The organism is Streptomyces sp. NPDC005576 (assembly GCF_042871745.1).
In the GTDB taxonomy this organism is placed as follows: Bacteria; Actinomycetota; Actinomycetes; order Streptomycetales; family Streptomycetaceae; genus Streptomyces.
In genome coordinates this window covers 243,231-268,545 of the sequence record NZ_JBIAJC010000011.1, presented here as the reverse complement: position 1 = coordinate 268,545, position 25,315 = coordinate 243,231, and the positions used below count along the sequence as shown (strand labels likewise).

Annotated in this window: 21 protein-coding genes and 1 pseudogene; 9 read left to right on the top strand and 13 right to left on the bottom strand. The window is 71.1% G+C overall.

Annotation, left to right across the window (positions count from 1 at the left end; genetic code table 11):
* Positions 1 to 105: 105 nt before the first annotated feature.
* Complete coding sequence (gabT, locus tag ACFYPN_RS21655) at positions 106 to 1,446, top strand: 4-aminobutyrate--2-oxoglutarate transaminase (protein ID WP_358756715.1); 1,341 nt, start codon at positions 106 to 108, stop codon at positions 1,444 to 1,446.
* Between the two features lie 148 nt (positions 1,447 to 1,594).
* Positions 1,595 to 2,458 (top strand): phosphatase PAP2 family protein, encoded by an 864-nt coding sequence (locus tag ACFYPN_RS21650; protein WP_389300200.1) that lies wholly within the window; start codon positions 1,595 to 1,597, stop codon positions 2,456 to 2,458.
* On the opposite strand, the gene ACFYPN_RS21645 is transcribed toward ACFYPN_RS21650, so the two are convergent.
* From ACFYPN_RS21645 to ACFYPN_RS21610, 8 genes are all read right to left on the bottom strand, one after another.
* The gene (locus ACFYPN_RS21645; protein ID WP_389300198.1) at positions 2,446 to 4,275 is read right to left on the bottom strand and encodes a chitinase; all 1,830 of its coding nucleotides are present in this window, start codon (positions 4,273 to 4,275) and stop codon (positions 2,446 to 2,448) included. The genes ACFYPN_RS21650 and ACFYPN_RS21645 overlap by 13 nt on opposite strands.
* A 135-nt stretch (positions 4,276 to 4,410) precedes the next feature.
* A complete protein-coding gene (locus tag ACFYPN_RS21640) occupies positions 4,411 to 4,893 on the bottom strand; it encodes a hypothetical protein (protein WP_389300195.1) in 483 nt (160 codons plus the stop codon).
* Between the two features lie 165 nt (positions 4,894 to 5,058).
* Entirely contained in the window at positions 5,059 to 6,474 is a 1,416-nt protein-coding gene (locus ACFYPN_RS21635; protein WP_389300193.1) for an NAD(P)/FAD-dependent oxidoreductase, read from the bottom strand.
* A gap of 31 nt (positions 6,475 to 6,505) precedes the next feature.
* On the bottom strand, positions 6,506 to 7,309 hold the full coding sequence (locus tag ACFYPN_RS21630; RefSeq protein ID WP_389300190.1) for an ABC transporter permease: 804 nt from the start codon (positions 7,307 to 7,309) through the stop codon (positions 6,506 to 6,508).
* Positions 7,309 to 8,247, bottom strand: a complete 939-nt coding sequence (locus tag ACFYPN_RS21625) for an ABC transporter permease (RefSeq protein ID WP_389300188.1) — start codon at positions 8,245 to 8,247, stop codon at positions 7,309 to 7,311. The genes ACFYPN_RS21630 and ACFYPN_RS21625 overlap by 1 nt, the downstream gene beginning before the upstream one ends.
* Positions 8,244 to 9,413: an ABC transporter ATP-binding protein gene (locus ACFYPN_RS21620; protein WP_358756702.1), complete on the bottom strand. Its 1,170-nt coding sequence runs from the start codon at positions 9,411 to 9,413 to the stop codon at positions 8,244 to 8,246. The genes ACFYPN_RS21625 and ACFYPN_RS21620 overlap by 4 nt, the downstream gene beginning before the upstream one ends.
* Positions 9,414 to 9,595: 182 nt before the next feature.
* Positions 9,596 to 10,846, bottom strand: a complete 1,251-nt coding sequence (locus ACFYPN_RS21615; protein ID WP_389300186.1) for a PotD/PotF family extracellular solute-binding protein — start codon at positions 10,844 to 10,846, stop codon at positions 9,596 to 9,598.
* A 45-nt stretch (positions 10,847 to 10,891) separates the two neighbouring features.
* Positions 10,892 to 12,406: a gamma-aminobutyraldehyde dehydrogenase gene (locus ACFYPN_RS21610; RefSeq protein WP_389300183.1), complete on the bottom strand. Its 1,515-nt coding sequence runs from the start codon at positions 12,404 to 12,406 to the stop codon at positions 10,892 to 10,894.
* 220 nt (positions 12,407 to 12,626) lie between these two features.
* On the opposite strand from ACFYPN_RS21610, the gene ACFYPN_RS21605 reads away from it, so the two are divergent.
* A complete protein-coding gene (locus tag ACFYPN_RS21605; protein WP_389300180.1) occupies positions 12,627 to 13,289 on the top strand; it encodes an NADAR family protein in 663 nt (220 codons plus the stop codon).
* 97 nt (positions 13,290 to 13,386) lie between these two features.
* On the opposite strand, the pseudogene ACFYPN_RS21600 reads toward ACFYPN_RS21605, so the two are convergent.
* Positions 13,387 to 14,082, bottom strand: a pseudogene (locus ACFYPN_RS21600) (DUF4190 domain-containing protein); the annotation flags it as partial.
* Between the two features lie 153 nt (positions 14,083 to 14,235).
* Here ACFYPN_RS21600 and ACFYPN_RS21595 point away from each other — a divergent pair.
* Both ACFYPN_RS21595 and ACFYPN_RS21590 read left to right on the top strand, forming a co-directional pair.
* Positions 14,236 to 15,270: an adenosine deaminase gene (locus ACFYPN_RS21595; RefSeq protein WP_389300177.1), complete on the top strand. Its 1,035-nt coding sequence runs from the start codon at positions 14,236 to 14,238 to the stop codon at positions 15,268 to 15,270.
* A gap of 33 nt (positions 15,271 to 15,303) precedes the next feature.
* Positions 15,304 to 16,008 (top strand): glycerophosphodiester phosphodiesterase, encoded by a 705-nt coding sequence (locus ACFYPN_RS21590; protein WP_389300174.1) that lies wholly within the window; start codon positions 15,304 to 15,306, stop codon positions 16,006 to 16,008.
* 46 nt (positions 16,009 to 16,054) lie between these two features.
* Here ACFYPN_RS21590 and ACFYPN_RS21585 read toward each other — a convergent pair whose 3' ends face one another.
* Positions 16,055 to 16,600 carry a hypothetical protein gene (locus ACFYPN_RS21585; protein WP_358756688.1) on the bottom strand — a complete coding sequence of 182 codons (546 nt, stop codon included), beginning with the start codon at positions 16,598 to 16,600 and terminating at the stop codon, positions 16,055 to 16,057.
* Between the two features lie 179 nt (positions 16,601 to 16,779).
* Positions 16,780 to 18,219: a gamma-aminobutyraldehyde dehydrogenase gene (locus tag ACFYPN_RS21580; protein ID WP_389300172.1), complete on the bottom strand. Its 1,440-nt coding sequence runs from the start codon at positions 18,217 to 18,219 to the stop codon at positions 16,780 to 16,782.
* Positions 18,220 to 18,416: 197 nt separating this feature from the next.
* Between ACFYPN_RS21580 and ACFYPN_RS21575 the strand changes: the two genes are divergently transcribed.
* The 4 genes from ACFYPN_RS21575 to ACFYPN_RS21560 all read left to right on the top strand — a co-directional run bounded on the left by ACFYPN_RS21575 (position 18,417) and on the right by ACFYPN_RS21560 (position 22,376).
* Positions 18,417 to 18,908: an Lrp/AsnC family transcriptional regulator gene (locus ACFYPN_RS21575; protein ID WP_389300169.1), complete on the top strand. Its 492-nt coding sequence runs from the start codon at positions 18,417 to 18,419 to the stop codon at positions 18,906 to 18,908.
* Positions 18,893 to 20,272 (top strand): aspartate aminotransferase family protein, encoded by a 1,380-nt coding sequence (locus ACFYPN_RS21570; RefSeq protein ID WP_358756682.1) that lies wholly within the window; start codon positions 18,893 to 18,895, stop codon positions 20,270 to 20,272. Before ACFYPN_RS21575 ends, ACFYPN_RS21570 begins: the two co-directional genes overlap by 16 nt.
* A gap of 215 nt (positions 20,273 to 20,487) precedes the next feature.
* Entirely contained in the window at positions 20,488 to 21,225 is a 738-nt protein-coding gene (locus ACFYPN_RS21565; protein WP_358756680.1) for an ATP-binding cassette domain-containing protein, read from the top strand.
* Entirely contained in the window at positions 21,207 to 22,376 is a 1,170-nt protein-coding gene (locus ACFYPN_RS21560) for a hypothetical protein (RefSeq protein WP_389300166.1), read from the top strand. Before ACFYPN_RS21565 ends, ACFYPN_RS21560 begins: the two co-directional genes overlap by 19 nt.
* Positions 22,377 to 22,604: 228 nt before the next feature.
* Here the strand turns inward: ACFYPN_RS21560 and ACFYPN_RS21555 are convergent, their stop codons facing one another.
* Both ACFYPN_RS21555 and ACFYPN_RS21550 read right to left on the bottom strand, forming a co-directional pair.
* Positions 22,605 to 23,636: an ABC transporter ATP-binding protein gene (locus tag ACFYPN_RS21555; RefSeq protein ID WP_389300164.1), complete on the bottom strand. Its 1,032-nt coding sequence runs from the start codon at positions 23,634 to 23,636 to the stop codon at positions 22,605 to 22,607.
* Between the two features lie 2 nt (positions 23,637 to 23,638).
* Entirely contained in the window at positions 23,639 to 25,252 is a 1,614-nt protein-coding gene (locus ACFYPN_RS21550) for an ABC transporter permease (RefSeq protein WP_389300266.1), read from the bottom strand.
* Positions 25,253 to 25,315: the final 63 nt, after the last annotated feature.

Below are 25,315 nucleotides of genomic sequence, written 5' to 3'. Positions count from 1 at the left end.
AACCCCCCACAGGCCCCAGGGTCTGTACGGGTTGTACAGAACCCAGCCTGCAAACATCAGAAGCGTCCGCGCCACCCCCGCCCGCACCGCACCCCAGGAGCCCTCATGTCCGCAGTCCCGCAGGAGCGCCGCCTCGTCACCGCGATCCCCGGCCCGAAGTCGGTGGAACTGCAGGCCCGCCGTGTCGCCACGGTCGCCGCCGGCGTGGGCTCCACCCTGCCCGTCTTCGCCGCGCGGGCCGGTGGCGGGATCATCGAGGACGTGGACGGCAACCGTCTGATCGACTTCGGCTCCGGCATCGCCGTGACCTCCGTGGGCGCCTCCGCCGAGGCCGTCGTGCGCCGCGCCTCCGCGCAGCTCACCGACTTCACCCACACCTGCTTCATGGTGACGCCGTACGAGGGGTACGTGGAGGTCTGCGAGCAGCTCGCCGAGCTGACCCCCGGCGACCACGCCAAGAAGTCCGCGCTCTTCAACTCGGGTGCCGAGGCCGTCGAGAACGCGGTGAAGATCGCCCGCGCCTACACCAAGCGCACCGCGGTCGTCGTCTTCGACCACGGCTACCACGGCCGGACGAACCTCACGATGGCGCTGACGGCGAAGAACATGCCGTACAAGCAGGGCTTCGGTCCGTTCGCCCCCGAGGTCTACCGCGTCCCGGTCGCCTACGGCTACCGCTGGCCGACGGGCGCCGAGAACGCCGGTGCCGAGGCCTCCGCACAGGCCATCGACGAGATCACCAAGCAGATCGGCGCGGAGAACGTCGCGGCGATCATCATCGAGCCGGTGCTCGGCGAGGGCGGCTTCATCGAGCCGGCCAAGGGCTTCCTGCCGGCCATCGCGCGGTTCGCCGAGGAGAACGGGATCGTCTTCGTCGCGGACGAGATCCAGTCCGGCTTCTGCCGCACCGGCCAGTGGTTCGCCTGTGAGGACGAGGGGATCGTCCCGGACCTGATCACCACCGCCAAGGGCATCGCGGGCGGTCTGCCGCTCTCCGCCGTGACGGGCCGCGCCGAGATCATGGACGCCGCGCACGCCGGGGGCCTGGGCGGCACCTACGGCGGCAACCCGGTCGCCTGCGCGGGTGCGCTCGGCGCGATCGAGACGATGCGCGAGCTGGACCTGAACGGGAAGGCCAAGCGCATCGAGGAGGTCATGAAGGACCGGCTCTCGGCGATGCGGGACAAGCTGCCGAACGGCGACATCATCGGTGACCTCCGCGGTCGCGGCGCCATGATCGCGATCGAGCTGGTGAAGTCAGGCTCCAAGGAGCCGGACGCGGAGGCCGCCGGCAAGCTGGCCAAGGCCTGCCACGCCGAGGGCCTGCTGGTGCTGACCTGTGGCACCTACGGCAACGTGCTGCGCTTCCTGCCGCCGCTGGTCATCGGCGAGGACCTGCTGAACGAGGGCCTGGACATCATCGAACAGTCCTTCTCCACCCTCTGATCCGTGCGAATGCGAATCCCTGCGGAGCGCCGTTTCCCAGGGGATTCGCGGCAGTGGAGTGAGGGCCTGTGAAGAAGGTGTGCGAGGGCGATGGCGGGATCACGTCGTGTCTGGCCCCGGGGCCCGAGCTGCCGTACGGTTTCGGCAGATGAGAGAAACACCCCGTCCGCAGGGAACCGCGGACAGCATCGGGTCGGGGCTTCCCCGGCACCTGCCCGGTGGCGCGTTCGCGCGCATCACCGGAGCCTCTGGCTCCGGCACTCCTCACCGATCGGACGGCCGCCCGCCCCACACCCCCCGGGGCGCGCGGCGGACCGATCCGGCCGGCCGTCCCGGAACAACCCCCCCTGTTCCCCGGCGGCCGGCCCTCCTCTTTTCCTGGGCCTGTCTGATGGCGGCCCTCTTCGCCCTGACCACCTGGCAGGTGGTGGCGGCCGGCCCGTTGCTCCGGCTCGACGAGCGCGTCGGCAAGGGCCTCATCGGCCACGGCCCCCAAGGGGTCGCCCAGGTCTTCTCCGACCTCGGCGGGATGCCGGTCGCCCTGCCGGTCCTCGCCGGTGCGCTGCTGTACGCGCTGTGGCGGGGTGCCCGGGGCACCGTGCTGATCGCGGCGCTGACCATGGTGGCGGTGCCCCTGGTGGTCGTACCGCTGAAGGTGTGGACCGACCGGCAGGGCCCGCTGGTGCCGTACACCGGCTACTACCCGTCCGGCCATACGGCGACCGCGGCGGTGGCGTACGGGGCGTCCGCCCTGCTCCTCATGGCGTACCCGCCACGACGTTGGATGGCGCCCGTCGCCGCCGCCCTGCTGACGGCGGCGACGGGCGCCGGTCTGATGCTGCGGGGTTACCACTGGCCGCTCGACGTGCTCGGCAGCCTGTGGCTGAGCGGTCTGCTGCTCGCCCCGCTGTGGTGCGCCCGGCGATGGACCGGGCGCACCGGTACCGGTGCGGCCGGTGGGGTCCCGGCCGGGGACGGACCCGCGGCCGGGACTCCGGATCAGCCGAAGTAGGCGTCGAAGTTCCGGGCGAACTGGCCGTTGTTGTAGCGGTCCCAGTTGATCGACCAGGTCATCAGGCCGCGCAGTTGCGGCCAGGTCCCGTGGGTCTGGTAGCTCCCGCAGTCGGTCTTCTTCGTCAGGCAGTTCAGCGCCTTGGTGACCTCTGCGGGGGCGGTGTACCCGTTGCCGGCCTGGGTGGAGGCGGGGAGGCCGACGGCGACCTGGTCGGGGCGGAGGGCCGGGAAGATCTTCGTCTGGTCGCCTGCCACCGGGAAGCCGGTGAGCATCATGTCGGTCATGGCGATGTGGAAGTCGGCGCCGCCCATCGAGTGGTACTGGTTGTCCAGACCCATGATGGAGCCCGAGTTGTAGTCCTGGACGTGCAGCAGGGTGAGGTCGTCGCGCAGGGCGTGGATCACCGGCAGATAGGCCCCGGCGCGCGGGTCCTGCCCGCCCCAGGGGCCCGATCCGTAGTACTGGTACCCGAGCTGGACGAAGAAGGTCTCCGGCGCCATGGTGAGCACGAAGCCCGAGCCGTACTTGGCCTTGAGGGTCTTCACCGCTGCGATCAGATTGACGATGGCGGGCGTGGTGGGTGAGCGGAAGTCGGTGTCACCGGTGTTCAGCGAGAGGGAGTGCCCCTCGAAGTCGATGTCCAGGCCGTTCAGCCCGTAGGTGTCGATGATCTTGGACACCGAGGTGACGAAGGCGTCCCGGGCGGCGGTGGTGGCGAGCTGGACCTGGCCGTTCTGGCCGCCGATCGAGATCAGCACCTTCTTGCCCGCCGCCTGCTTGGCGGCGATGGCCGCCTTGAACTCGGCCTCCGACTCGACGTTGGGGCACTCGGTGACCGGGCAGAGCGAGAAGCGGATGTCGCCCGAGGTGACGGAGGTCGGCTCACCGAAGGCGAGGTTGATGACGTCCCAGGAGGCGGGGACGTCGGCCATCCGGGTGTAGCCGGAGCCGTTGGCGAAGCTGGAGTGGAGGTAGCCGACGAGCGCGTGGTCGGGCAGACCGGCGTTGTTCCCGCCGCCGGTGGAGCCGGTGGCCGCGGTCGTCGCCGTGACGGCCGCGGACTTCGCGGACTCACCGGCCGAGTTGGTGGCGGTGACCTGGAAGCTGTACGCCGTGGAGGCGGTGAGGCCGGTCACGGTGGTGGAGGTGCCGGTGACCGAGGCGACCTTCGTACCGCCGCGGTAGACCTGGTAGCCGGTGGCACCGGGGGAGGCCGTCCAGGAGAGCGGTACGGAGGTGGCGGTGGGGGTGCCGGCCTTCAGGCCGGTGGGGGCTGCGGGCACGGTGACCGGGGCGCCGCCGGGGCCGGTGAGGCTGAGGTCGTCCGCGTAGTAGGCGGAGGTGCCGTACCAGCCGTGGGTCCAGATCGTGACGGAGGTGGTGGCGGAGCCGGTGGTGAAGGTGGTGGAGAGCTGCTTCCACGCGCCGGAGGACTGCGTCCAGGTGGAGACGTCGGTGGTGCCGGTACCGGTCGCGCCGAGGTAGACGTAGTCCCCCTGGACCCAGGCGCTCAGCGTGTAGGTGGAGCCCGGCTTCACCGTGACGGTCTGGGCGCAGTTGGCGTAGTCGCTGCCGGCCGGGGTCGCCTTGAGTGCGGAGGTGCCGCCGTGGACGGGCGTGCTGACGGTGACTCCGCTGCCGGCGGAACAGGTCCAGTCGGTCAGGCCCGACTCGAAGCCGCCGTTGCGCGCGAGGTCGGTGTCGGCGGCGACGGCCGTGGGGGCCATGGCGGCGAGGGTGCCGGCCGCCAGCAGGCTCACGGAGAACGCGGCCAGGGCTCTGGTGAATGGGGCAGGACGTCGTCTGCGTTCCACAACTGCCTCCGTACGAGGGGGAATGGGGCGGCGCGCACAACATGGTCCAGACCAATCGGGGTTGTCAAGACCACTGACACCGGACCTTCTGCGGCATCCCGTGCCCCCGCACCCCTCCCCCGGCGGCCCGCCGGCTCATCGGCCCAGGTCACCGCCGTCCGCGTACCGTTCACGAGCCGCCACGACGGCCGCCGCCTCGTGCATCGCGAGTTCCAGCAGGACCGGGTCGGTGAGCGTCCCCGACCCGTCGGGCGCCACCAGCCAGCGCACTCCCCCGACAGCCCGCCCCGGGCGCGGGACCACGATCCAGGTACCGGTCCCCAAGCTCCGCACCCCCGTGCCGATCCACCGCCCGGCGGTGCCGGGCGGCACGAAGAAGCCCATCCGGGCGTCACCGAAGCCGGCCAGCACCGGGCCGGGCCTGCGGATCAGACGGGTGAGCACGTCGAGCGTCGGATGACCCAGCCTCGCGGACAGGACCAGCACGTCCCAGCGCCTGCCGGTGGGCAGGAGCACCACGCCCCGCGGGCTGCGCTCCCACTCCCACGAGCAGGCTTCCGGGTCCGGCGCCGCCGATGCCAGCCACTCCGCCGCCGCCTTCTCCACCGAGCCACGCATGACCGGCCTCCCTCTCCCGCGGCCTCCGCCACCTGATGTGACGGAGTGTCCGGAAGGGAGAGCACGTGGAGCGCGCATCATGACGCGGGTTTCCCCACCGTCAGCAGTGACCTGCATCACACCCCGGTACCGGTGGGTCGCCGGGCGGACGGTGCGACGGCGGGGTCAGCTGTCGAAACCGAGGCCGAGCCGGTCCATGGTCCGCAGCCAGAGATCGCGGTGGCCGCCGCGGCGGTCGGCCCGCGCGAGGGAGCGCTTGGTGAGCGAGATGCCGGCCCAGGCGAACGGCTCCGGAGGAAAGGGCACCGGTTTTGTGCGGACCATTTCCAGCGCGGTTCTCGCGGTCCTCTCCCCGGAAAGCAGATCGAGCATCACATCGGCCCCGAAACGGGTCGCCCCGACTCCCAGCCCGGTGTATCCGGCCGCATAGGCGACCCTCCCCCGGTGGGCCGTTCCGTAAAAGGCGGAGAAACGGGAGCAGGTGTCGATGGCCCCGCCCCAGGCATGGCTGAACCGCACCCCGGAGAGCTGGGGGAAACACGCGAAGAACTGCTGCGCGAGGGTCAGGAACGTCTCGGGACGCTGGTCGAGTCCGGCGCTGATCCGGCCACCGTACGGATAGACGGCGTCGTATCCGCCCCACAAGATGCGGTGGTCGGCGGTGATCCGGAAGTAGTGGAACTGGTGGGCGCTGCTGCCGAGCCCCTGCCGGTTCCGCCAGCCGATCGAGGCGAGCTGTCCGGCGTCCAGCGGTTCGGTCATCAACGCGTAGTCGTACACCGGCACGGTGTAGGGGCGGACCCGTCGGACGAGCGAGGGAAAGATGTTCGTACCGAGCGCCACCTGCCGGGAGAAGACCCGGCCGTACGGGGTGCGCACGGCCATCCCGGTGCCGGCGCGGGCCAGGTCGAGGCCGCGGGTGTGCTCGTAGATCCGGACGCCGAGTGCCCGGCAGGCCCGCTTCAGCCCCCAGGCGAGGCGGGCCGGGTGGAGCATGGCGACCCCGCGCCGGTCGAGCAGTCCGCCGAGGAAGGTCGGCGAGTCGACCTCCGCGCGTACCGCGTCCCGGTCGAGGAACTCCAGCCCGCCCAGGCCCAGTTCCTCGGTCTCCCGGTGCCAGGCGCGCAACTCGTCGAGTTGGTGCGGGGCGGTGGCGACATCGATCTCCCCGGAGCGCTCGAAGTCGCAGTCGATGGAGTGGCGGTGCACGGTCTCCTCGATGGCGTCGAGGTTCTCCGCGCCCAGCCGCTCCAGCGTGCCGATCTCGCCGGGCCAGCGCTCCAGGCCGTTGGCGAGGCCGTGGGTGAGGGAGGCGGCGCAGAAGCCGCCGTTGCGTCCCGAAGCGGCCCAGCCCACTTCGTCACCCTCGATCAGGACGACTTCCCGTCCGGGGTCGCGCTCCTTGGCCCGGAGCGCCGCCCACAGTCCGCTGTAGCCTCCGCCGACGACGAGGAGGTCGCAGTGCTCGTCGCCGGCGAGGGCGGGCAGCGCGTCCGGCTTTCCCGGGTCGTCGAGCCAGTAGGAGACCGGCTTGGCGCCGGCGAGGGATTCTGCCGCACTACGCATGGCTGCTGGGGCCATGGCTTCCAACTCCTCGAAAAGGTGGAGATTCTCAGAAAGGGGATTTGTTCTTCCGCCGGTCGGTGACGAGCCGGCCGACGACGACCGCCCCCACCGCGATGACGAACATCGCGGTGCCGATGACGTTGATCTGCACCGGCGTGCCGCGCTGCGCCGATCCCCAGACGTACATGGGGAAGGTCACCGTGGAGCCGGCGTTGAAATTGGTGATGATGAAATCGTCGAAGGAGAGCGCGAAGGCGAGCAGGGCTCCCGCGGCGATTCCGGGGGCGGCGATCGGCAGGGTCACCCGCAGGAAGGTCTGCGCGGGTCCCGCATAGAGATCGCGCGCGGCCTCCTCCAGCCGGGGATCCATCGACATGACGCGTGCCTTGACCGCCGTGACGACGAAGCTGAGGCAGAACATGATGTGGGCGATGAGAATCGTCCAGAACCCCAGCTGTGCGCCCATGTTGAGGAAGAGTGTGAGCAGGGACGCGGCCATGACGACCTCGGGCATGGCCATTGGCAGGAAGATCAGCGAGTTGATGGTCCCGCGCGCCCGGAAGCGGTAGCGGACGAGGGCGAAGGCGATCATGGTGCCGAGCACCGTGGCACCCACGGTGGCCCAGGCGGCGAGCTGGAACGAGAGCGACAGGGAGCCGCAGAGGTCCGCGACGCCGCACGGGTCTTTCCAGGCGTCCAGGGAGAACCGCTGCCAGGAGTAGTTGAAGCGCCCCTTGGGGTCGTTGAAGGAGAAGACCATCACCACGACGTTCGGGACGATCATGTAGGCGAGGGTCAGCAACCCCGCGATCACGACGAGCTGGCGTCGGAGCCAACGTACGACGGGCATCAGAGCAGGTCCTCCGTCCCGGAGCGGCGGATGTAGACGGTGACCGTGACCAGGACGACCGCCATGAGGATGAACGACAGCGCGGCGGCCGTCGGGTAGTCCAGTACCCGGAGGAACTGCGACTGGATGACGCTGCCGACCATCTTGGTGTCGGTGGAGCCGAGCAGCTCGGCGTTGACGTAGTCGCCACTCGCCGGGATGAAGGTCAGCAGGGTGCCGGAGACGACCCCGGGCATGGAGAGCGGGAAGGTGACCTTGCGGAAGGTGGTGGCCGGGGTGGCGTAGAGGTCGCTCGCGGCCTCGTGCAGCCGGGGGTCGATCCGTTCCAGCGAGGTGTAGAGCGGCAGCACCATGAACGGCAGGAAGTTGTACGTCAGACCGCAGACCACCGCCAGCGGGGTGGCGAGTACCCGGTCGGACTGGGTCCAGCCGAGCCAGCTGGTGACGTCCAGGACGTGGAGGGCGCCGAGCACGTCCACGACGGTGCCGCCGTCGGCGAGGATCGTCTTCCAGGCCAGCGTGCGGATCAGGAAGCTGGTGAAGAACGGCGCGATGACCAGCACGAGCACCACGTTGCGCCAGCGGCCCGCCTTGAAGGCGATGAAGTGGGCGAGCGGGTAGCCGAGCAGCAGGCAGAGCAGGGTGGCGGTACCCGCGTACAGCAGGGAGCGGACGAACTGCGGCCAGTAGTCGGAGAGCGCGTCCCAGTAGGTGGCGAGGTGCCACGTGACCTCGTACCCCTTCTCCAGCGAGCCGGTCTGCACCGAGGTGGAGGCCTGGTAGACCATCGGCAGCGCGAAGAAGACGAGCAGCCAGGCGATGCCGGGGAGCAGCAGCCAGTACGGCACCAGGCGTCGGCGGGCGGAGGGCTTGCGGATCGCGGGTGCCGTCGGCGGTACGGGCTCCGGGGGCGCCGGGGGCGCTTCGGTGGTGCTCACGGCGCGTCCGTGGCCGTCGCGGTGCCGTCGTCGGCGGTGGTGCCGGCGAGCACCGACTGGGTCGCGTCGAGCGCGAAGGTGTGGGCCGGGTTCCAGTGCAGGACCACCTCGGCGCCGGGCACCAGGCGGCCGTCGCGTTCGATGTTCTGCTGGTAGACCTGGAGTGCGGGGCCGGCCGGGGTCTCCACCCGGTACTGCGTGGAGACCCCGATGAAGCTGGAGTCGGCGATGCGGCCGCCGACGCGGTTGCGGCCGTCGGGTATCGAGTCGGCGTCGTCGGTGTGGGTGAGCGACATCTTCTCCGGCCGGACGCCGACGAGGAGCCGCCCGCCGGTGGTGGTGGGGGCGGCGCACCGGTCGGCGGGCAGCCGGAACGTCGCGCCGCCGGCCGTGACGACGAGGTCGGTGCCGGTGGCGAGGATCTCGCCCTCGATGAGGTTCGACGTGCCGAGGAAGTTGGCGACGAAGGTGGTGCGCGGGTTCTCGTAGAGGTCGGCGGGGGCGCCGAGTTGCTCGACCCGGCCGCCGTTCATCACCGCGACGGTGTCGGCCATGGTCATGGCCTCCTCCTGGTCGTGGGTGACGTGCACGAAGGTGATGCCGACCTCGGTCTGGATGCGCTTGAGCTCGATCTGCATGTTGCGGCGCAGTTTGAGGTCGAGGGCACCGAGCGGCTCGTCGAGGAGCAGCACCCGGGGGTGGTTGATGAGGGCGCGGGCGACGGCGACGCGCTGCTGCTGGCCTCCGGAGAGCTGGTGCGGCTTGCGACGGGCGAAGTCGCCGAGCTGGACGAGGTCGAGCATCTCGTCGACCTGCTTCTTGACGGACTTGATGCCTCGTCGGCGCAGCCCGAAGGCGACGTTCTCGGTGATGTCGAGGTGCGGGAAGAGGGCGTAGCTCTGGAAGACGGTGTTCACGGGGCGCTTGTGCGGGGGCAGCCCGGTGATGTCCCGGCCGCCGAGGTGAACGGTGCCGGTGGTGGCCTCCTCCAGTCCCGCGATCATCCGCAGGGTGGTGGTCTTCCCGCAGCCCGAGGCACCGAGGAGGGCGAAGAAGGAGCCCTGGGGGACGGTGAGGTCGAGCGGGTGCACGGCGGTGAAGGAGCCGAACGTCTTACTGATCCCGGCGAGGCGGACGTCGCCGTCCGGAGTCTGCTGCTGTGTCATGGGTCGCGGTCCCGGTGTGTGCAGGGGGAGAGATCTCAGGGCGGTGGGCGGGAAAGATCAGGGCGGTGGGCGGGAAAGATCAGCGCGGTGGGCGGGAAAGATCAGGGCGGTGGGCGGGAAAGGTCAGCGCGGTGGGCGGGAAAGGTCAGCGCGGGTGCCCGGACAAGTCCGGGCGGGGTGGCTCAGGCTCCGATGAGCTTGGCGAACTTCTCTTCGTACGCCGTCTCCTCGTCGGTGCTCAACGAGCGGAAGGCGCGCGACTTCGCCGCCATCGCCTTGTCGGGGAGGATCAGGGTGTTGGCGGCCATCGACTCGTCGATCTTGGCGAGTTCGTCCCGTACGCCGTCGACCGGGCAGACGTAGTTGATGTAGGCGGCGAGCTGGGCGGCGACCGGGGGCTCGTAGTAGTAGTCGATCAGCTTCTCGGCGTTCGCCCTGTGCGTGGCCTGCGCCGGGACCAACAGGTTGTCGGTGGAGGTGATGTAACCGGCCGAGGGGATCGCGTATCTGATGTCCGGGTTGTCCGCCTGGAGCTGGATGATGTCTCCGGCCCACGCGACGCAGGCGGCGAGGTCGCCCTTGCTTAGGTCGGCGGTGTAGTCGTTGCCGGTGAAGCGGCGTATCTGGTGGGTGTCGACGCCCTTCTGCATCCGGCCGATCGCGGCGTCGTAGTCGGCGTCCGTGAAGGAGGCGGGGTCCTTGCCGAGGTCGAGGAGGGTCATGCCGACCGAGTCGCGCATCTCGGAGAGGAAGGCGACCCTCCCCTTGAGCTTGGGGTCGTCGAGGAGCTGGGTGATCGAGTCGACCTTCCGGCCGCCGGTCGCCTTGATGTTGTAGGCGATGACGGTGGTGATGCCGGTCCAGGGGTACGTGTAGGCGCGCCCGGGGTCCCAGTCGGGGGTGCGGAACTGCGCGGAGAGGTTCGCGTACGCGTGGGGCAGGTGGGCGGGGTCGAGTCTCTGCGCCCAGCCGAGCCGGATGAGGCGGGCGGCGAGCCAGTCGGTGACGCAGATGAGGTCGCGGCCGGTGTTCTGGCCCGCGGCCAGCTGGGGCTTGATCTTCCCGAAGAACTCGACGTTGTCGTTGATGTCCTCGGTGTATTTGACCGTGATCCCGGTGCGGCGCCGGAACGCGTCGAGGGTGGGGTGGCCCTTCTCGTCCTCGCCGGTGTCCATGTACTCGGTCCAGTTGGAGAAGGCGACCGTCTTCTCCTGGGCCGAGCGGTCGTCGGACGCGGCCCCGGTGTCACCGTCCCGCTTGGCCGGCGGGATGCCGCAGGCACTCAGCGCGCCGATGCCGCCGAGCGCGAGGGCGCCCGCCCCGGAGGCGCGCAGGAGCGAACGCCTGGTGAGGGCGGAGCGGCCGTTGGTGAGGCTGCGGCGCAGGGCCGCGTTCAGGGCGGTGCCCCGGGCCTCCGGCTCGTGACGGTCCATACGGTTGTTTTCCTCTCGGGTGGTTCCGCCGCCGCGGCGACGCTGTTATCGGTCTCCGAAGATCGTGCGGTGCCAGCTCTTCCGGGCGACCGCGGTGTTGTCGTACATCACGTGCTTGATCTGCGTGTACTCCTCGAAGGAGTACGACGACATGTCCTTGCCGAAGCCGCTGGCTCCGTAGCCGCCGTGCGGCATCTCGCTGATGACCGGGATGTGGTCGTTGATCCAGACGCAGCCGGCCCGGAGTTCGCGGGTGGCCCGGCCGGCGCGGTAGAGGTCCCGGGTCCAGGCGGACGCGGCGAGGCCGTAGGGGGTGTCGTTGGCGAGCCGGATTCCCTCGTCGTCGGTGTCGAAGGGCAGCGCCACCAGTACGGGTCCGAAGATTTCGGCCGTGACGATCTCGCTGTTCCGGTCGGCTCCGGTGATCAGGGTCGGCCGGTAGTAGGCGCCGTCGGCCAGTGCCCCGCCGGGGGCCTCGCCGCCGGTGACGACGGTGGCGCCGGCCCGGGCGCGCTCCACGAATCCGGCGACCCGGTCGCGCTGGGCATGGCTGATCAACGGTCCGAGATCGGTGTGCGGGTCGCCGGGGTCGCCGAGGCGGACGGTCTCCATCAGCTCGGCGACGCCGGTGACGAATGCCTCGTACAGCGGACGCTGGACGTAGGCCCGGGTCGCGGCGGTGCAGTCCTGGCCGGTGTTGATGAGCGCTCCGGCGACCGCCCCGTGCACCGCCGCGTCGAGGTCGGCGTCGTCGAAGACCACGAACGGGGCCTTGCCGCCGAGTTCGAGGTGGAGGCGCTTGACCGTGGAGGTGGCGAGGGCGGCGACCCGCTTGCCGACGGCGGTGGAGCCGGTGAAGGAGGTCATCACCACGTCGGGGTGGCTCACCAGATGCTCACCGGCGACCGGGCCGGTGCCGCTGACGATGTTGACGACCCCGTCCGGAATCCCGGCCTCCGCCGCGGCCCGCGCGAACATCAGGGCCGTCAGAGGGGTGATCTCGGCGGGCTTCAGCACGACGGTGTTGCCGGCCGCGATCGCCGGGAGGATCTTCCACGCGGCCATCTGGAGCGGGTAGTTCCAGGGAGCGATCGAGCCGATGACCCCGAGGGCCTCGCGGCGCACGTACGAGGTGTGGTCACCGTCGTACTCACCGGCCGACTTGCCCTCCAGATGACGGGCTGCCCCGGCGAAGAAGGCGGTGTTGTCGATGGTGCCGGGCACGTCGAAGCCGGTGGTGAGCTTGATCGGTTTGCCGCACTGCAGCGACTCGACCCGGGCGAACGCGTCGGCCTGCGCGGTCAGTACGGCCGCGAACCGCTGGAGCGCCTCGGACCGTTCGGCCGGGGTGGCACCGGACCAGCGGGGGAAGGCGTCGTGCGCGGCGGCGACGGCGTCGTCCACGTCGGCGGTGGAGGCGAGTTCATAGGTCAGCACGGTCGCGCCCGTCGCCGGATCCACCACGTCCTGGAACCGGCCGGAGGTTCCCGGGCGCAGCTTCCCGCCGATGAACTGGGCGCCGCCGGCGAAGCGGTCACGCAGGGGAGAGGCGCTGTGCATGGGTTCTCCTCCGGAGCCGGAGCTGTCCACCGCACGGGGCCGGCGGGGCATCTCCCTGAGTTGACTGCCGATCTTGGCAGAATGAGATGCACGCAACAAGGGATTCCGTTGTTGCTTTTGGATTACACGACGATATCTGTTGATCGCCTGGTGATCACCCCTCCCTGAGCAGGGAAAATCCACCCCCCGTCCGTCGGTGGCGGATGAGAGGGTCGGCCCCATGGAGAGCAGCCTGAACAGCGAGAACGGGGAGCACACCACACCGGGCGGGAGCGCGCCGGAAAGCCGGGCGCACCAGGACCCCGCGGTGTGGACGGAACGGCTCGTGGCAGCGACCGAGAGCGGTGAACGGGTCAGGTACCTCCCGTTCTGGGGCCACCGCCCGCTTCCGGACGGCAGGCTGGGCGCGTCCTGTCTGAGCCAGTGGTGGCCGTCGCCGTTCACTGTCGACGGTGTGACGTATCCCTCGGCCGAACACTGGATGATGGCCCGGAAGGCGCGTCTCTTCGGTGACGCCGAGGCGGAGCTCGCCGTGCTGGAGGCCCGCACTCCGGCCGCCGCGAAGAAGGCGGGGCGTCTCGTCCGGGACTTCGACGAGGACGTGTGGGTGCGGGAGCGCTTCGGCCTCGTGGTGGCGGGCAGCGTCCACAAGTTCGGTCAGGACCCGGAGCTGCGCGCGTACTTGCTCGCCACCGGGGACCGTGTCCTGGTCGAGGCGAGCCCGGTGGACCGGATCTGGGGCATCGGGCTGGCGAAGGACGACGAGCGGGCCGAGGACCCCAGGCGGTGGCGCGGCCTCAACCTGCTGGGCTTCGCGCTGATGGAGGCGCGGGAGCGACTCCGCGCCGGAGCACCGGGGCCGGGAACACCGGGGCCCTCCTGAGCCCGCGCCCGGGCCGCCACCGCGCGGCCCGGGCGGGCCGCGGGAAGGCCCGGGCGGGCCGCGGGAAGGCCCGGGCGGACGGGTGGCGTCAGCCCTGGTCGATCACGAGCGAGGTCGCGTACGGGTCGTCGTAGTACGAATCGTCCTCGTCGTCCTCGCCCGCGAACATGGCGATGGACCAGATGAGGAACCCGACGACCACCGCGCCGATCAGAATGCCGATCGAACCGGTGATGATGCCGGCGAGCGCCTGGCCGCCGTTGTTGGCCTCACCCCGCTGCGCGCGCTTGCGGCCCAGGATGCCGAAGATCAGGGCCAGCACCCCCAGGATGATGCTCAGGACCCCCCACATGAAGAACAGGCAGATCGAGACGATGCCCAGCACCATCGCCGTGACGCCCATCCCGTTCGCCGGCACGGGCGCCCAGACCCCCTGGCCGCCGTACGCGTCGTAGCCGGTGTAGGTGGGGTACGGCTGCGCCGGGGCCGGGTAGCCGTACTGGCCCATCGGCTGCTGCCCGGGGCCGCCCGGGGACACCGGTGGCGGGGGCATCATCGCCGCGGGCCCCGGCCCGTAGCCGCCCTGTGCGGGCGGCGGGCCGTAGCCTCCTGCGGCCGGGTCCGCCCAGGGACCCGGGCCCCCGTAGGCCGGCCCTGCCGTGACGGTCGGCTGGTCGTGGACCGGCGGACGGACATCCCCGCCCTCCTTGCCCAACTCGACCCTGCGGTCCGGCGCCGCCCAGGGATCGCGCGGCGCCTCCCCGCCCGTCGGCGGCTCGGTGTTCTCTGTCATATGACTCCCCCCTCGTGGTCAGGTCATGCTACGGCCCGGCCCGAGCCGCCCGGAGCCGCCTACGATGTTCGGTGCCACCGGCGGGCCCCCGCCGGAGGACCGGACGCCCTGGGCGGTCGGTGCCGGCGTACCGAGAACCCCCGGAGAGCTCTGATGACCGACCCCCGTCCCTTCATCGCGGGACTGCCCAAGGCCGAACTCCACGTCCACCACGTCGGCTCGGCGTCCCCCCGCATCGTGGCGGAACTCGCCGCCCACCACCCGGACTCCAAGGTGCCCACCGACCCCGAGGCGCTGGCCGACTACTTCACCTTCACGGACTTCGGCCACTTCATCGACGTGTACCTCTCGGTGGTGGACCTGGTCCGCACCCCGGAGGACGTACGGCTGCTCACGTACGAGGTCGCCCGCGACATGGCCCGGCAGAACATCCGGTACGCCGAGCTGACCGTGACCCCGTACAGCTCGACCCGGCGCGGCATCCCCGAGCAGGGCTTCATGGAGGCCATAGAGGACGCCCGCAAGGCGGCCGAGGCGGAGTTCGGCACCGTACTGCGCTGGTGCTTCGACATCCCCGGGGAGGCCGGGCTCGAAGCGGCCGAGGAGACCGCCCGGCTGGCGCTGGACCTGCGGCCCGAGGGGCTGGTGTCGTTCGGGCTCGGCGGCCCCGAGGTGGGGGTGGACCGTCCGCAGTTCAAGCCGTACTTCGACCGCGCCATCGCCGCCGGGCTCCACTCGGTGCCGCACGCCGGCGAGACCACGGGCCCGGAGACGGTGTGGGACGCGCTGACGGCGCTGCGCGCCGAGCGCATCGGGCACGGGACCAGCTCCGTGCGGGACCCGGCCCTGCTCCAGCACCTCGCGGAGCGACGGATCGCGCTGGAGGTCTGCCCGACCTCCAACATCGCGACGCGCGCGGTGGCGGACCTGGACGCCCACCCGGTCAAGGAGATGGTGGCGGCCGGTGTCCTGGTCACCGTGAACAGCGACGACCCGCCGATGTTCGGGACCGACCTCAACAACGAGTACGCCGTGGCCGCCCGCCTGCTGGACCTCGACGAGCGCGGGATCGCGGAGCTGGCGAAGAACGCGGTGGAGGCTTCCTTCATGGACCCCGCCGGGAAGCGGAAGCTGGCTGCCGAGATCGACACCTACACGACACAGTGGCTGACGGCCCCCAACCGCTGAACCGGCCACCGCTCCGGACGCGACAATGGCCCCATGGCACACACCGTCACCGCCGTGGGGCATCGCGGAGATCCCTACCGCGTCCGTGAGAACACGCTCTCCTCGATCCGGTCCGCCCTCGAACGGGGGGCGGACGCGGTCGAGATCGACGTCCGGGTGACCCGGGACGGGGTCCCCGTACTGCTCCACGACGCCACGCTGGACCGTCTCTGGGGCCTCGACCGCCGGGTGGACGGCCTCGACCACGCCGAGTTGGCGGAGCGCACCGGCGGCGGGGTGCCGACCCTGCGCGAAGCGCTGGCCGCGGCCGGCCCGCACCGGCTGATGGTGGACCTGCCCGGCTCCACCGACGCCTCGGTACGGAGAATCGTGGGTACGGTGCGCGAGTGCGGGGCGGCCGACCGCGCCTACTACTGCGCCGGACCCGAGGCGATGATGCGGGTACGCGCCAACGACCCCTCCGCCGAGATCGCCCTGACCTGGACGACCCTCGCCCCGCCCCGCCCCGAGCTCCTCGCGGCGATCGGCCCGCGCTGGCTGAACTACCGGTTCGGGCTGGTGACGCGGGACCTCACGGACCGCGTCCACCGGGACGGCCTGCTCGTCTCCACCTGGACGGCCGACACCGGGCGCACCATGCGACGGCTCATCGCCCACGGGGTCGACTCGATCACCACCAACCGGATCGACGTACTGCGCCGCCTGGTCACCGGCTCGCCCTCCGGAAAGGCTGCTTGACCCCTTCCCGGTCGCCCCGGAACGGCCGGGCGGCCGGGCCCGTCCCTCAGGCCGCCGGGGCGGCCGAGAGCCGGGGTGACGGCCCACCGGCGCTCCGGCCCACCGCTTCCAGCCTCTTGATCAGCCGCCGCACCATGAGCAGCGGCACCACCCCGAAGACGCCGAACGACATGTCGATGACCGTCCACCAGAACGGGATGCCTCTCAACGGCCCGCAGATCAGGGCGAGGGGCAGGATGCCGGCGCAGGCGATCATGCCGAACTCCACGACCCAGATGTTGCGGACCGGATCGCGGTAGGGGCCGTAGAACGCCACGGCGATGACGAGATGGGCGAAGGCCAGCCAGTCGGTCCCGTACAGCACGAAGGGGTGGCGCGCGTCGGCCTCGTCGAGACCGGTGCGCACCCGGGTGATCCACTCCATGAGGGCGGGCAGGTGCTCGGGAACCGGTGACGCGGAGGAGGCCAGGAGTCCCTCGGTCCAGCGGAGTTCGTGCACCAGGGGGAAGGCGGTGAGCCCGCTCAGTGCCAGACAGACGATGAAGAAGACCAACCACACGCGTATGCGCCGCAACAGGACCCGTTCGCTCATGTTCCGCACTGTACGCCATTTCTGAACGCGTTCAAATAGGCCCGGCAAACGGCCCCGGCGGTCACCCGCCGCACCCCGGGAACGCCGAACGGCCCCGGAGAACCGGGGCCGTTCGGGAGCCGTGGAGCCCGGAGCCCTGCGGCGCGGCCCGGTGTGGGTCACCGGGCCGGGCGGAGCGGTCAGCCTTCGAGCGAGGTCATGACGTGCTTGATCCGGGTGTAGTCCTCGAAGCCGTACCCCGAGAGATCCTTGCCGTAGCCGGACTTCTTGAAGCCGCCGTGCGGCATCTCGGCGACCAGCGGGATGTGGGTGTTGATCCAGACGCAGCCGAAGTCGAGGTTCTTCGACATCCGCATCGCACGGGCGTGGTCCTTGGTCCACACCGAGGAGGCGAGCGCGTACTCGACGCCGTTGGCGAACTCCAGGGCCTGGGCCTCGTCGGTGAAGGACTGCACCGTGATGACCGGCCCGAAGACCTCGTTCTGGATGATCTCGTCGTCCTGGCGGAGGCCGGAGACGACGGTCGGCGCCCAGAAGTAGCCCCTGTCGCCGACCCGGTGGCCGCCGGCCTCGACGGTGGCGTGGGCCGGGAGGCGGTCGATGAACCCGCTGATCTGGGCGAGCTGGGCCGCGTTGTTGAGCGGGCCGTAGAGCACGTCCTCGTCGTCCGGCAGGCCCGTCTTCGTCTCCTTGGCCGCCGCGGCGAGGGCCGCCACGAACGCGTCGTGCACCGATTCGTGCACCAGCACCCGGGTCGCCGCCGTACAGTCCTGGCCGGCGTTGAAGTAGCCCGCCTCGGAGATCCCGGCCACCGCCTTGTCGATGTCCACGTCCTCGAAGACCACGACGGGCGCCTTGCCGCCCAGTTCCAGGTGGACGCGCTTGACGTCCTTGGCCGCCGACGCGGCGACCTGCGTACCGGCCCGGACGGAACCGGTGATCGAGACCATCGCGGGGGTCGGGTGCTCCACCATCGCGCGGCCGGTCTCACGGTCGCCACAGATGACGTTGAAGACACCGGCGGGGAGGATCTCGCCGATGATCCCGGCGATCAGGACCGTCGATGCGGGGGTCGTGTCGGACGGCTTGAGGACGACGGTGTTCCCCGCCGCCAGAGCCGGGGCGAACTTCCAGACCGCCATCATCATCGGGTAGTTCCACGGCGCTACCTGGGCGCAGACACCGACCGGCTCGCGCCGGACGATCGAGGTGAGGCCCTCCATGTACTCACCCGCCGAGCGCCCCTCCAGCATCCGGGCGGCGCCCGCGAAGAAGCGGATCTGGTCCACCATCGGGGGGATCTCCTCGCTGCGGGTGAGCGCCAGCGGCTTGCCGGTGTTCTCCGACTCCGCCGCGATCAGCTCCTCCGCGTGCTCCTCGAACGCGTCGGCGATCTTGAGCAGGGCCTTCTGCCGCTCGGCGGGCGTGGTGTCGCGCCACGCCGGGAACGCCGCGGCGGCGGCCGCCATGGCGGCGTCGACGTCGGCCTGCCCGGAGAGCGGCGACGTCGCGTAGACCTCCTCCGTGGCCGGGTTGACCACATCGATGGTCCGCCCGTCCGCCGCGTCCCGGAATTCCCCGTCGATGTAGTTGCGCAGTCGGCGCACCTCGGTGGTCACAGCCACCCCTCCTTCTCTTAGGTCTTCGTGGGCCCGGTGCCTCATGGCAAGCCTACGGTGCGCTCATCGGGACGCAGACGCTTTCGACATGCCCTGCACCCAGCGTGTGCGGATTCAGTCGGATACGAACACCAGGACAACGAATTTCATCGATCCCTGCTTGCCACTCACGGGAGTCCCGGTGCAGAGTGGTCCCCGTGGCCAGTCGTAACGCGGAGTCCCGGACCGGGAACGGATCGACCCCAGCGGTCGATGCCGTCTCCCTGGCGATCATCGAACAGCTCCAGGAGGACGGACGCAGGCCGTACGCGACCATCGGCAAGGCCGTGGGCCTCTCCGAGGCCGCCGTACGCCAGCGCGTGCAGAAGCTGCTCGACCAGGGCGTCATGCAGATCGTCGCGGTCACCGACCCGCTGACCGTGGGTTTCCGCCGGCAGGCGATGGTCGGCGTCAAGGTGTCCGGTGACGTGGAACCGGTCGCCGAAGCCCTGACGGCGATGACCGAGTGCGAATACGTGGTGATGACCGCGGGCTCCTTCGACCTGATGGTGGAGATCGTCTGCGAGGACGACGACCACCTCCTGGAGACGATCGGCACCCGTATCCGGACCATCCCCGGCGTGCGCTCCACCGAGAGTTTCGTCTACCTCAAGCTCAAGAAGCAGACCTACATGTGGGGAACCCGATAGCCGTGAGCAAGGACCTCAGCCGAACCGCGTACGACCACCTGTGGATGCACTTCACCCGCATGTCGGACTACGAGAGCGCACCCGTGCCCACCATCGTGCGGGGCGAGGGCACCTACATCTACGACGCCGCGGGGAAGCGCTACCTCGACGGCCTCTCCGGCCTCTTCGTGGTCAACGCCGGGCACGGGCGGCACGAGCTCGCCGAAGCGGCGTACAAGCAGGGCCAGGAACTGGCCTTCTTCCCCGTGTGGTCGTACGCCCACCCCAAGGCCGTCGAACTCGCCGAGCGCCTCGCCGACTACGCGCCCGGCGACCTCAACAAGGTCTTCTTCACCACGGGCGGCGGCGAGGCCGTCGAGACCGCCTGGAAACTGGCGAAGCAGTACTTCAAGCTCCAGGGAAAGCCGACCAAGTACAAGGTCATCTCCCGCGCCGTCGCCTACCACGGCACCCCGCAGGGCGCCCTGTCGATCACCGGCCTCCCCGCCCTCAAGGCGCCGTTCGAACCGCTCGTCCCCGGCGCGCGCAAGGTCCCCAACACCAACATCTACCGTGCGTCCCTCTTCGGCGACGACCCCGAGGCCTTCGGCCGCTGGGCCGCCGACCAGATCGAGCAGGAGATCCTCTTCGAGGGCCCCGACACGGTCGCGGCAGTCTTCCTGGAGCCGGTGCAGAACGCGGGTGGCTGCTTCCCGCCGCCGCCGGGGTACTTCCAGCGGGTGCGCGAGATCTGCGACCGGCACGACGTGCTGCTCGTCTCCGACGAGGTCATCTGCGCCTTCGGACGCCTCGGCACCATGTTCGCCTGCGACAAGTTCGACTACGTGCCCGACATGATCACCTGCGCCAAGGCCATGACCTCCGGGTACTCCCCGATCGGTGCCTGCATCGTCTCGGACCGGGTCGCGGAGCCGTTCTACCAGGGCGGCAACACCTTCCTGCACGGCTACACGTTCGGGGGCCACCCGGTCTCGGCGGCCGTCGCCCTGACCAACCTCGACATCTTCGAGCGCGAGGGCCTCAACCAGCACGTGCTGGACAACGAGGACGCCTTCTTCTCCACCCTGAACAAGCTGCACGATCTCCCGATCGTCGGCGACATCCGGGGCAACGGCTTCTTCTACGGCATCGAACTGGTGAAGGACAAGGCCACCAAGGAGACGTTCACCGACGAGGAGACGGAGCGCGTGCTCTACGGCTTCCTCTCCAAGGCGCTCTTCGACAACGGGCTCTACTGCCGCGCCGACGACCGGGGCGATCCGGTCATCCAGCTCGCTCCGCCGCTCATCTCCGACCAGTCCACCTTCGACGAGATCGAAGGCATTCTCCGGTCCGTCCTGACGGAGGCCTGGGCCACGCTCTGACCCCGCGCCACGCCCCGGCAGCCCTTGCACACCGACCCGTCCACCGTGGTCACCTCGGCCCGAATGCGCCCGTTCGAGTGAGAACGGACTCATCCGGGCCGCGTGCTGTTCGCACACCTCGGCGCGACTCCCTACCGTGCCCAGTGACCGATCGGCCGCGTCTTCGTTCCCCCGTACGGGGGAACGGGAAACTGACCTGAACCGAGGTGTACGCCATGGTGGCCCCGCCGGACAACGACGTGATGTGGGCGCGCTCCCTGCATCACTCCCACAATGGATCGCCGGGCCTCAGCGGTGTCTCGCTCGGTGTCCGCGACGGCGAGATCCTCGCCGTGACCGGGCCGCGCGGCAGCGGCAAGTCCACGCTGCTGCACTGTCTCTCCGGCCAACTGGTGCCGCAGCAGGGCGAGGTGTGGTTCAACAGCGTGCCGGTCCACACCATGGGCCCCCGCATGCGCGAACAACTGCGCCGCGACCGGTTCGGCTGGATCGCCTCCGATCCGCAACTCGTCCCCGAGCTGAGCGCCTGGGAGAACGCCGCGCTGCCGCTGCTGCTGCGCGGTACCTCCCACCGCACCGCCAAGAAGGCCGCCATGGAGTGGCTGGAGCGCATGGACATCGGACCGCTCGCCAGGAAGCGACCGCACGCGCTGCTCCAGATCCAGCGTCAGCGGATCTCCGTGGCGCGCGCCCTCACCGCCTCCCCCTCCGTGATCTTCGCTGACGAGCCGACCGCGACCCTGCACGGGGCCGACCGCAACCAACTGCTGCGGACCCTCACGGCGGCGGCACGTTCGCACGGCATCACCGTGGTGATCGCCACCCACGACGTGGAGATCGCCGCACTCGCCGACCGTACGGTCCCGATGCTGGACGGCCGCCGGGTCGCCACCGTCAGACTGCCCGCCGTGGCCGATACGGAAGGCCGCTCGGCGTGCTCGCTCTCCGTCTAGTCCGCGGCTCCCATCCCCTCGTCCTGGTCAGGCGGCTGCTGGTCGCCTCCGCATCCGCCGGGGTGGGCTTCCTGCTGCTGAGCACCCTCGGTCACGCCTCCGCCCACCCGGACCGGGCCGCGGGCTCGGTCCTGCGCCTGCTCTGGTGCTCGGTACCGCTCGCGGCCACCGTGCAGTTCGCCGTCGCCGTGGCCCGTACGGACCCGAGCACCCGGCCGCGTGCCGGACTCTCCGCCCTCGGTCTCGGACCGGTCCGGCTGTCGGTGCTCGCCGCGGTCTCCACGGCGGTCGCCACCACCCTCGGCTCGATGGTGGCCCTGCTCTTCTTCCTGCATCTGCGCGGCGATCTGACCGGGCTCCCCTTCGACGGGGGCGCGGCGGAGTTCCTGGGGGCCGGTACCCCGCTGCCGCTCGCCGCCGCCCTGGTCCTGCTGGCGCTCGTTCCGGTAGCGGCGTCCGTCGCGAGCGCGCTGGCCCTGCGGTCCCGGCCCACGGCCCCGGCCGAGGACGAACCGTTCGCGGCGGAGGAGCCCCTCTCCCCCGCCCAGGCTCCGGCCGGCCTGCCCTGGGGCGTGGCGTTGGCCGCCGCGGGGCTGGCGGTGGAGGCGTACGCGAGCCGGGGTTCCGGGGGCAGCCCCTTCCCGCTGCCCGGCAGGCTCGACTCCACCCCCGCCGGTGTGCTCGCCGGCTGGGTCCTCACCGCGACCGGCCTGGCGCTCGCCGGCCCCGGCCTCACCCACCTCTGCGGCCGACTGCTCCAGTCGGCGCGGCCGGGGGCCGTGCGGCTGCTGGCGGGCCGGGTCCTGATGGACGAGGCCCGCCGCATCGGCCGGCCGCTGGGCATCGTGTGCGCCGTCGTCTCGGGCGCCGTCGCCGCGATGGCGCTGTACGAACCGGGCTCGCGCCCCTTCGGGCCGCTCACCGCGCTCGGGGCCGTCCTGGTGCTCGGCTGCACGACGGCGTCCCTGCTCACCTCGGCCATCGAGGCGAGGCAGGACAGGGCACGGAACGCGGAGACCCTCCACCGGTTGGGCGCCCACTCGTCCGTCCTGCGGTCCGCGACGGCGCTGCGGGCGGCGGCGCTGCTGCTGGTGTTCGCCCCACTGACCTGGGTGCTGGCCCAGCTGGCGGCCCTGCCCCTGTCGGGCTGAGGCGCACCGGGATCCCGCTCCTCGCAAGGGACCCGCCGCCCCGGGCTGTCGCGGCGGGGGCCCGGTACGGGCGGAGAACCGGGACCGGGCGCGTCCGGGGCCAGGAGTCCGGGGCGCCCGCGACGGGGCTATCGGCTCGGGGACGTACCGGTTCGGGGAAGGTGCCGACGGACCGCTCGTCCGGGAACCGGTGCGCGGCACGCCGGAGACCGAGCGGGACCACGTCGGTCAGGACTCCGCTCCGGCCGCCAGGACGACCGTGCCCGCCGCGTCGAAGGTGACTCCCACGACCGCCCCCTCGGCCGGGGTGTCGGCGAGCGCGCACTCGGCCTCCACGACCGGACCGTGCTCCGGAGTCAGCCGTACGGCGACCCGGTCGCCCCGGAACGTGCGGGCTCCGGCCGTGCACCGCAGGCCGTTCCCGGCAGCGCCCATCCGCACGCCCGCGGGTCGTACCAGCAGGTCGCAGCGGCCCTGCGGCGATCCCGCCGGTACGGGCACCTCGCCCCACGGGGTACGGGCGATCGTGCCGGTGACCGTCGCCGCGACCACGTTGTCGAACCCGAGGAAGCGGGCGACGAAGGCCGATGCGGGGCGTTGCCAGACCTCCAGCGGGGTGCCCGCCTGGGCGATCCGGCCGTCCCGCATCACCACGACCCGGTCGGCGAGCGCGAAGGCCTCGCCCTGGTCGTGGGTGACGGCGAGCACCGTCGTGCCCAGGTCGGTGAAGATCGAGCGGAGTTCGACGACGAGACGCTCGCGCAGTCCCCGGTCGAGCTGGCCGAGCGGTTCGTCCAGCATCAGCAGCCTGGGGCTGGGCGCGAGGGCACGGGCGAGCGCCACGCGTTGCTGCTCACCGCCGGACAGTCCCGCGACGGCCCGGGGGCCCGCCCCGGAGAGGCCCACCAGTTCGAGGAGTTCGGTGACCCTGTGACGCTGGGCGGCACGGTCCACCCCGCGCATCCGCAGCCCGAAGGCGACGTTGGCGGCCACGTCCCGGTGCGGGAAGAGCTGGTGGTCCTGGAACATCAGCCCGAGACCGCGCCGGTGCACCGGGACGTCCGCCTGGTCGGCGCCGTCGAGGAACACCCGTCCGCCGTCCAGCGGCTGGAGCCCGGCGACGACGCGCAGCAGGGTGGACTTCCCGCTGCCGCTCGGGCCGAGCACGCAGACGATCTCGTGGTCGGCGACCGAGAGATCCACCGCGTCCAGCACCGCCCGGCCGCCGAAACGGACCGTGGCCGACTCCAGCTCCAGCATGGTCAGAACTCCCCGGATCGGTCGGTACGGATGTGTTCGAGGAGCAGCAGGGAGACGGCGCACACCAGCATCAGTATGGTGCTGAGGGCCATCGCCTGGCCGTAGTTGAGCTCCCCCGAGCGGCCCAGCAGGCGCGCGACAGCGACCGGCAGGGTGGGGCGGTCGGGTCGGGCGATGAAGACGGTGGCGCCGAACTCGCCGAGCGAGACGGCGAAGGCGAAGCCGGCGGCGACCAGCAGCGCCCGGCGCACCAGCGGGAGGTCGACCTCCCGCCAGGCCCGCAGCGGCGAGGCTCCGAGGACCGCCGCCGCCTCCCGCAGCCGGGCGTCCACCGCCCGCAGGACCGGCAGCATGGTGCGTACGACGAAGGGGACGCCCACCAGCGCCTGGGCGAGCGGCACCAGGATCCACGAGGTGCGCAGGTCGAGCGGGGGTTCGTCCAGCGTGATGAGGAAGCCGAAGCCCACGGTCACCGCGGAGACGCCGAGCGGCAGCATGAGGAGCGCGTCGAAGCCCCGGACCAGCCGTCCGGCCCGTCGGGTGAGCGCGGCGGCGGCGAGCCCTCCGACGACGAGCGAAATGCCGGTGGCGGCGAGGGCGTACTGGAGGGAGTTCCCGATCGCCTCCAGCGGGGCGACCAGGAAGGTCGAGCCGCTCGCCTCCGCGGAGCCAAGGGCCCGGTAGTAGGCGAATCCGTGTCCGCCGGGCTGGTCGAAGGACCGCTCCACGAGCACGCCGAGCGGCAGCAGGATCAGCAGGAGCACGGTCAGCAGGAGAGCGCCGAGGAGGGTCCACTGACCGGCTCCGCGCGGGCGGTGGGAGGTCTGCGCCGGATCCACGAGGCGCAGTGCGGTCTCCCGGCGGCGTACGGTCCGCGCGTGCACGGCCAGGATGGCGCCGACGGCCACGAACTGGACGAGGGTCAGCACCGCCGCGGTGGGCAGATCGAGCAGTTGCGCGGTCTGCCGGTAGATCTCCACCTCCAGCGTGGAGTACGCGGGGCCGCCGAGGATCTGCACGACACCGAACGAGGTGAACGTGAAGAGGAAGACCATCAGGGCGGCGGCGGCCACGGCGGGGGCGAGCGCCGGCAGGGTCACCCGGCGCCAGGCGGCGAACCTGCCCGCGCCGAGCACCCGGGCGGCCTCCTCCTGGCGGGGGTCGAGCTGCGACCAGAGGCCGCCGACGGTCCGGACGACCACGGCGTAGTTGAAGAAGACGTGGGCCAGCAGGATCGCCCAGACGGTGGTGTCGAGGCGTACGCCCCACAGCTCGTCGAGCAGTCCGCCGCGGCCGAGCAGAGCGAGGAAGGCCGTACCGACGACGACGGTCGGCAGGACGAACGGCACGGTGACGACGGCCCGCAGCAGCTGCTTGCCGGGGAAGTCGAGGCGGGCGAAGACGTAGGCGCCGGGGAGGGCGATCAGCAGGGTCAGCGCGGTGGACGCGAACGCCTGCCAGGTGGTGAACCAGAGGACGTCCAGCAGGTCCGCGCGGCCGAGGACCTCGCCGAAGCGCGCGAACTGCCAGCCGTCCTCGGTCTTCAGCCCCCGGGCCACGATCGCGGCGACCGGGTACGCGAAGAACAGTGCGAAAAACGCGACGGGCACGGCCATCAGGCCGAGCCGCGTCGCCAACGAGCGCGCGCCGCCTGCGGTACGGCGGCGCGCGGCGGGGCC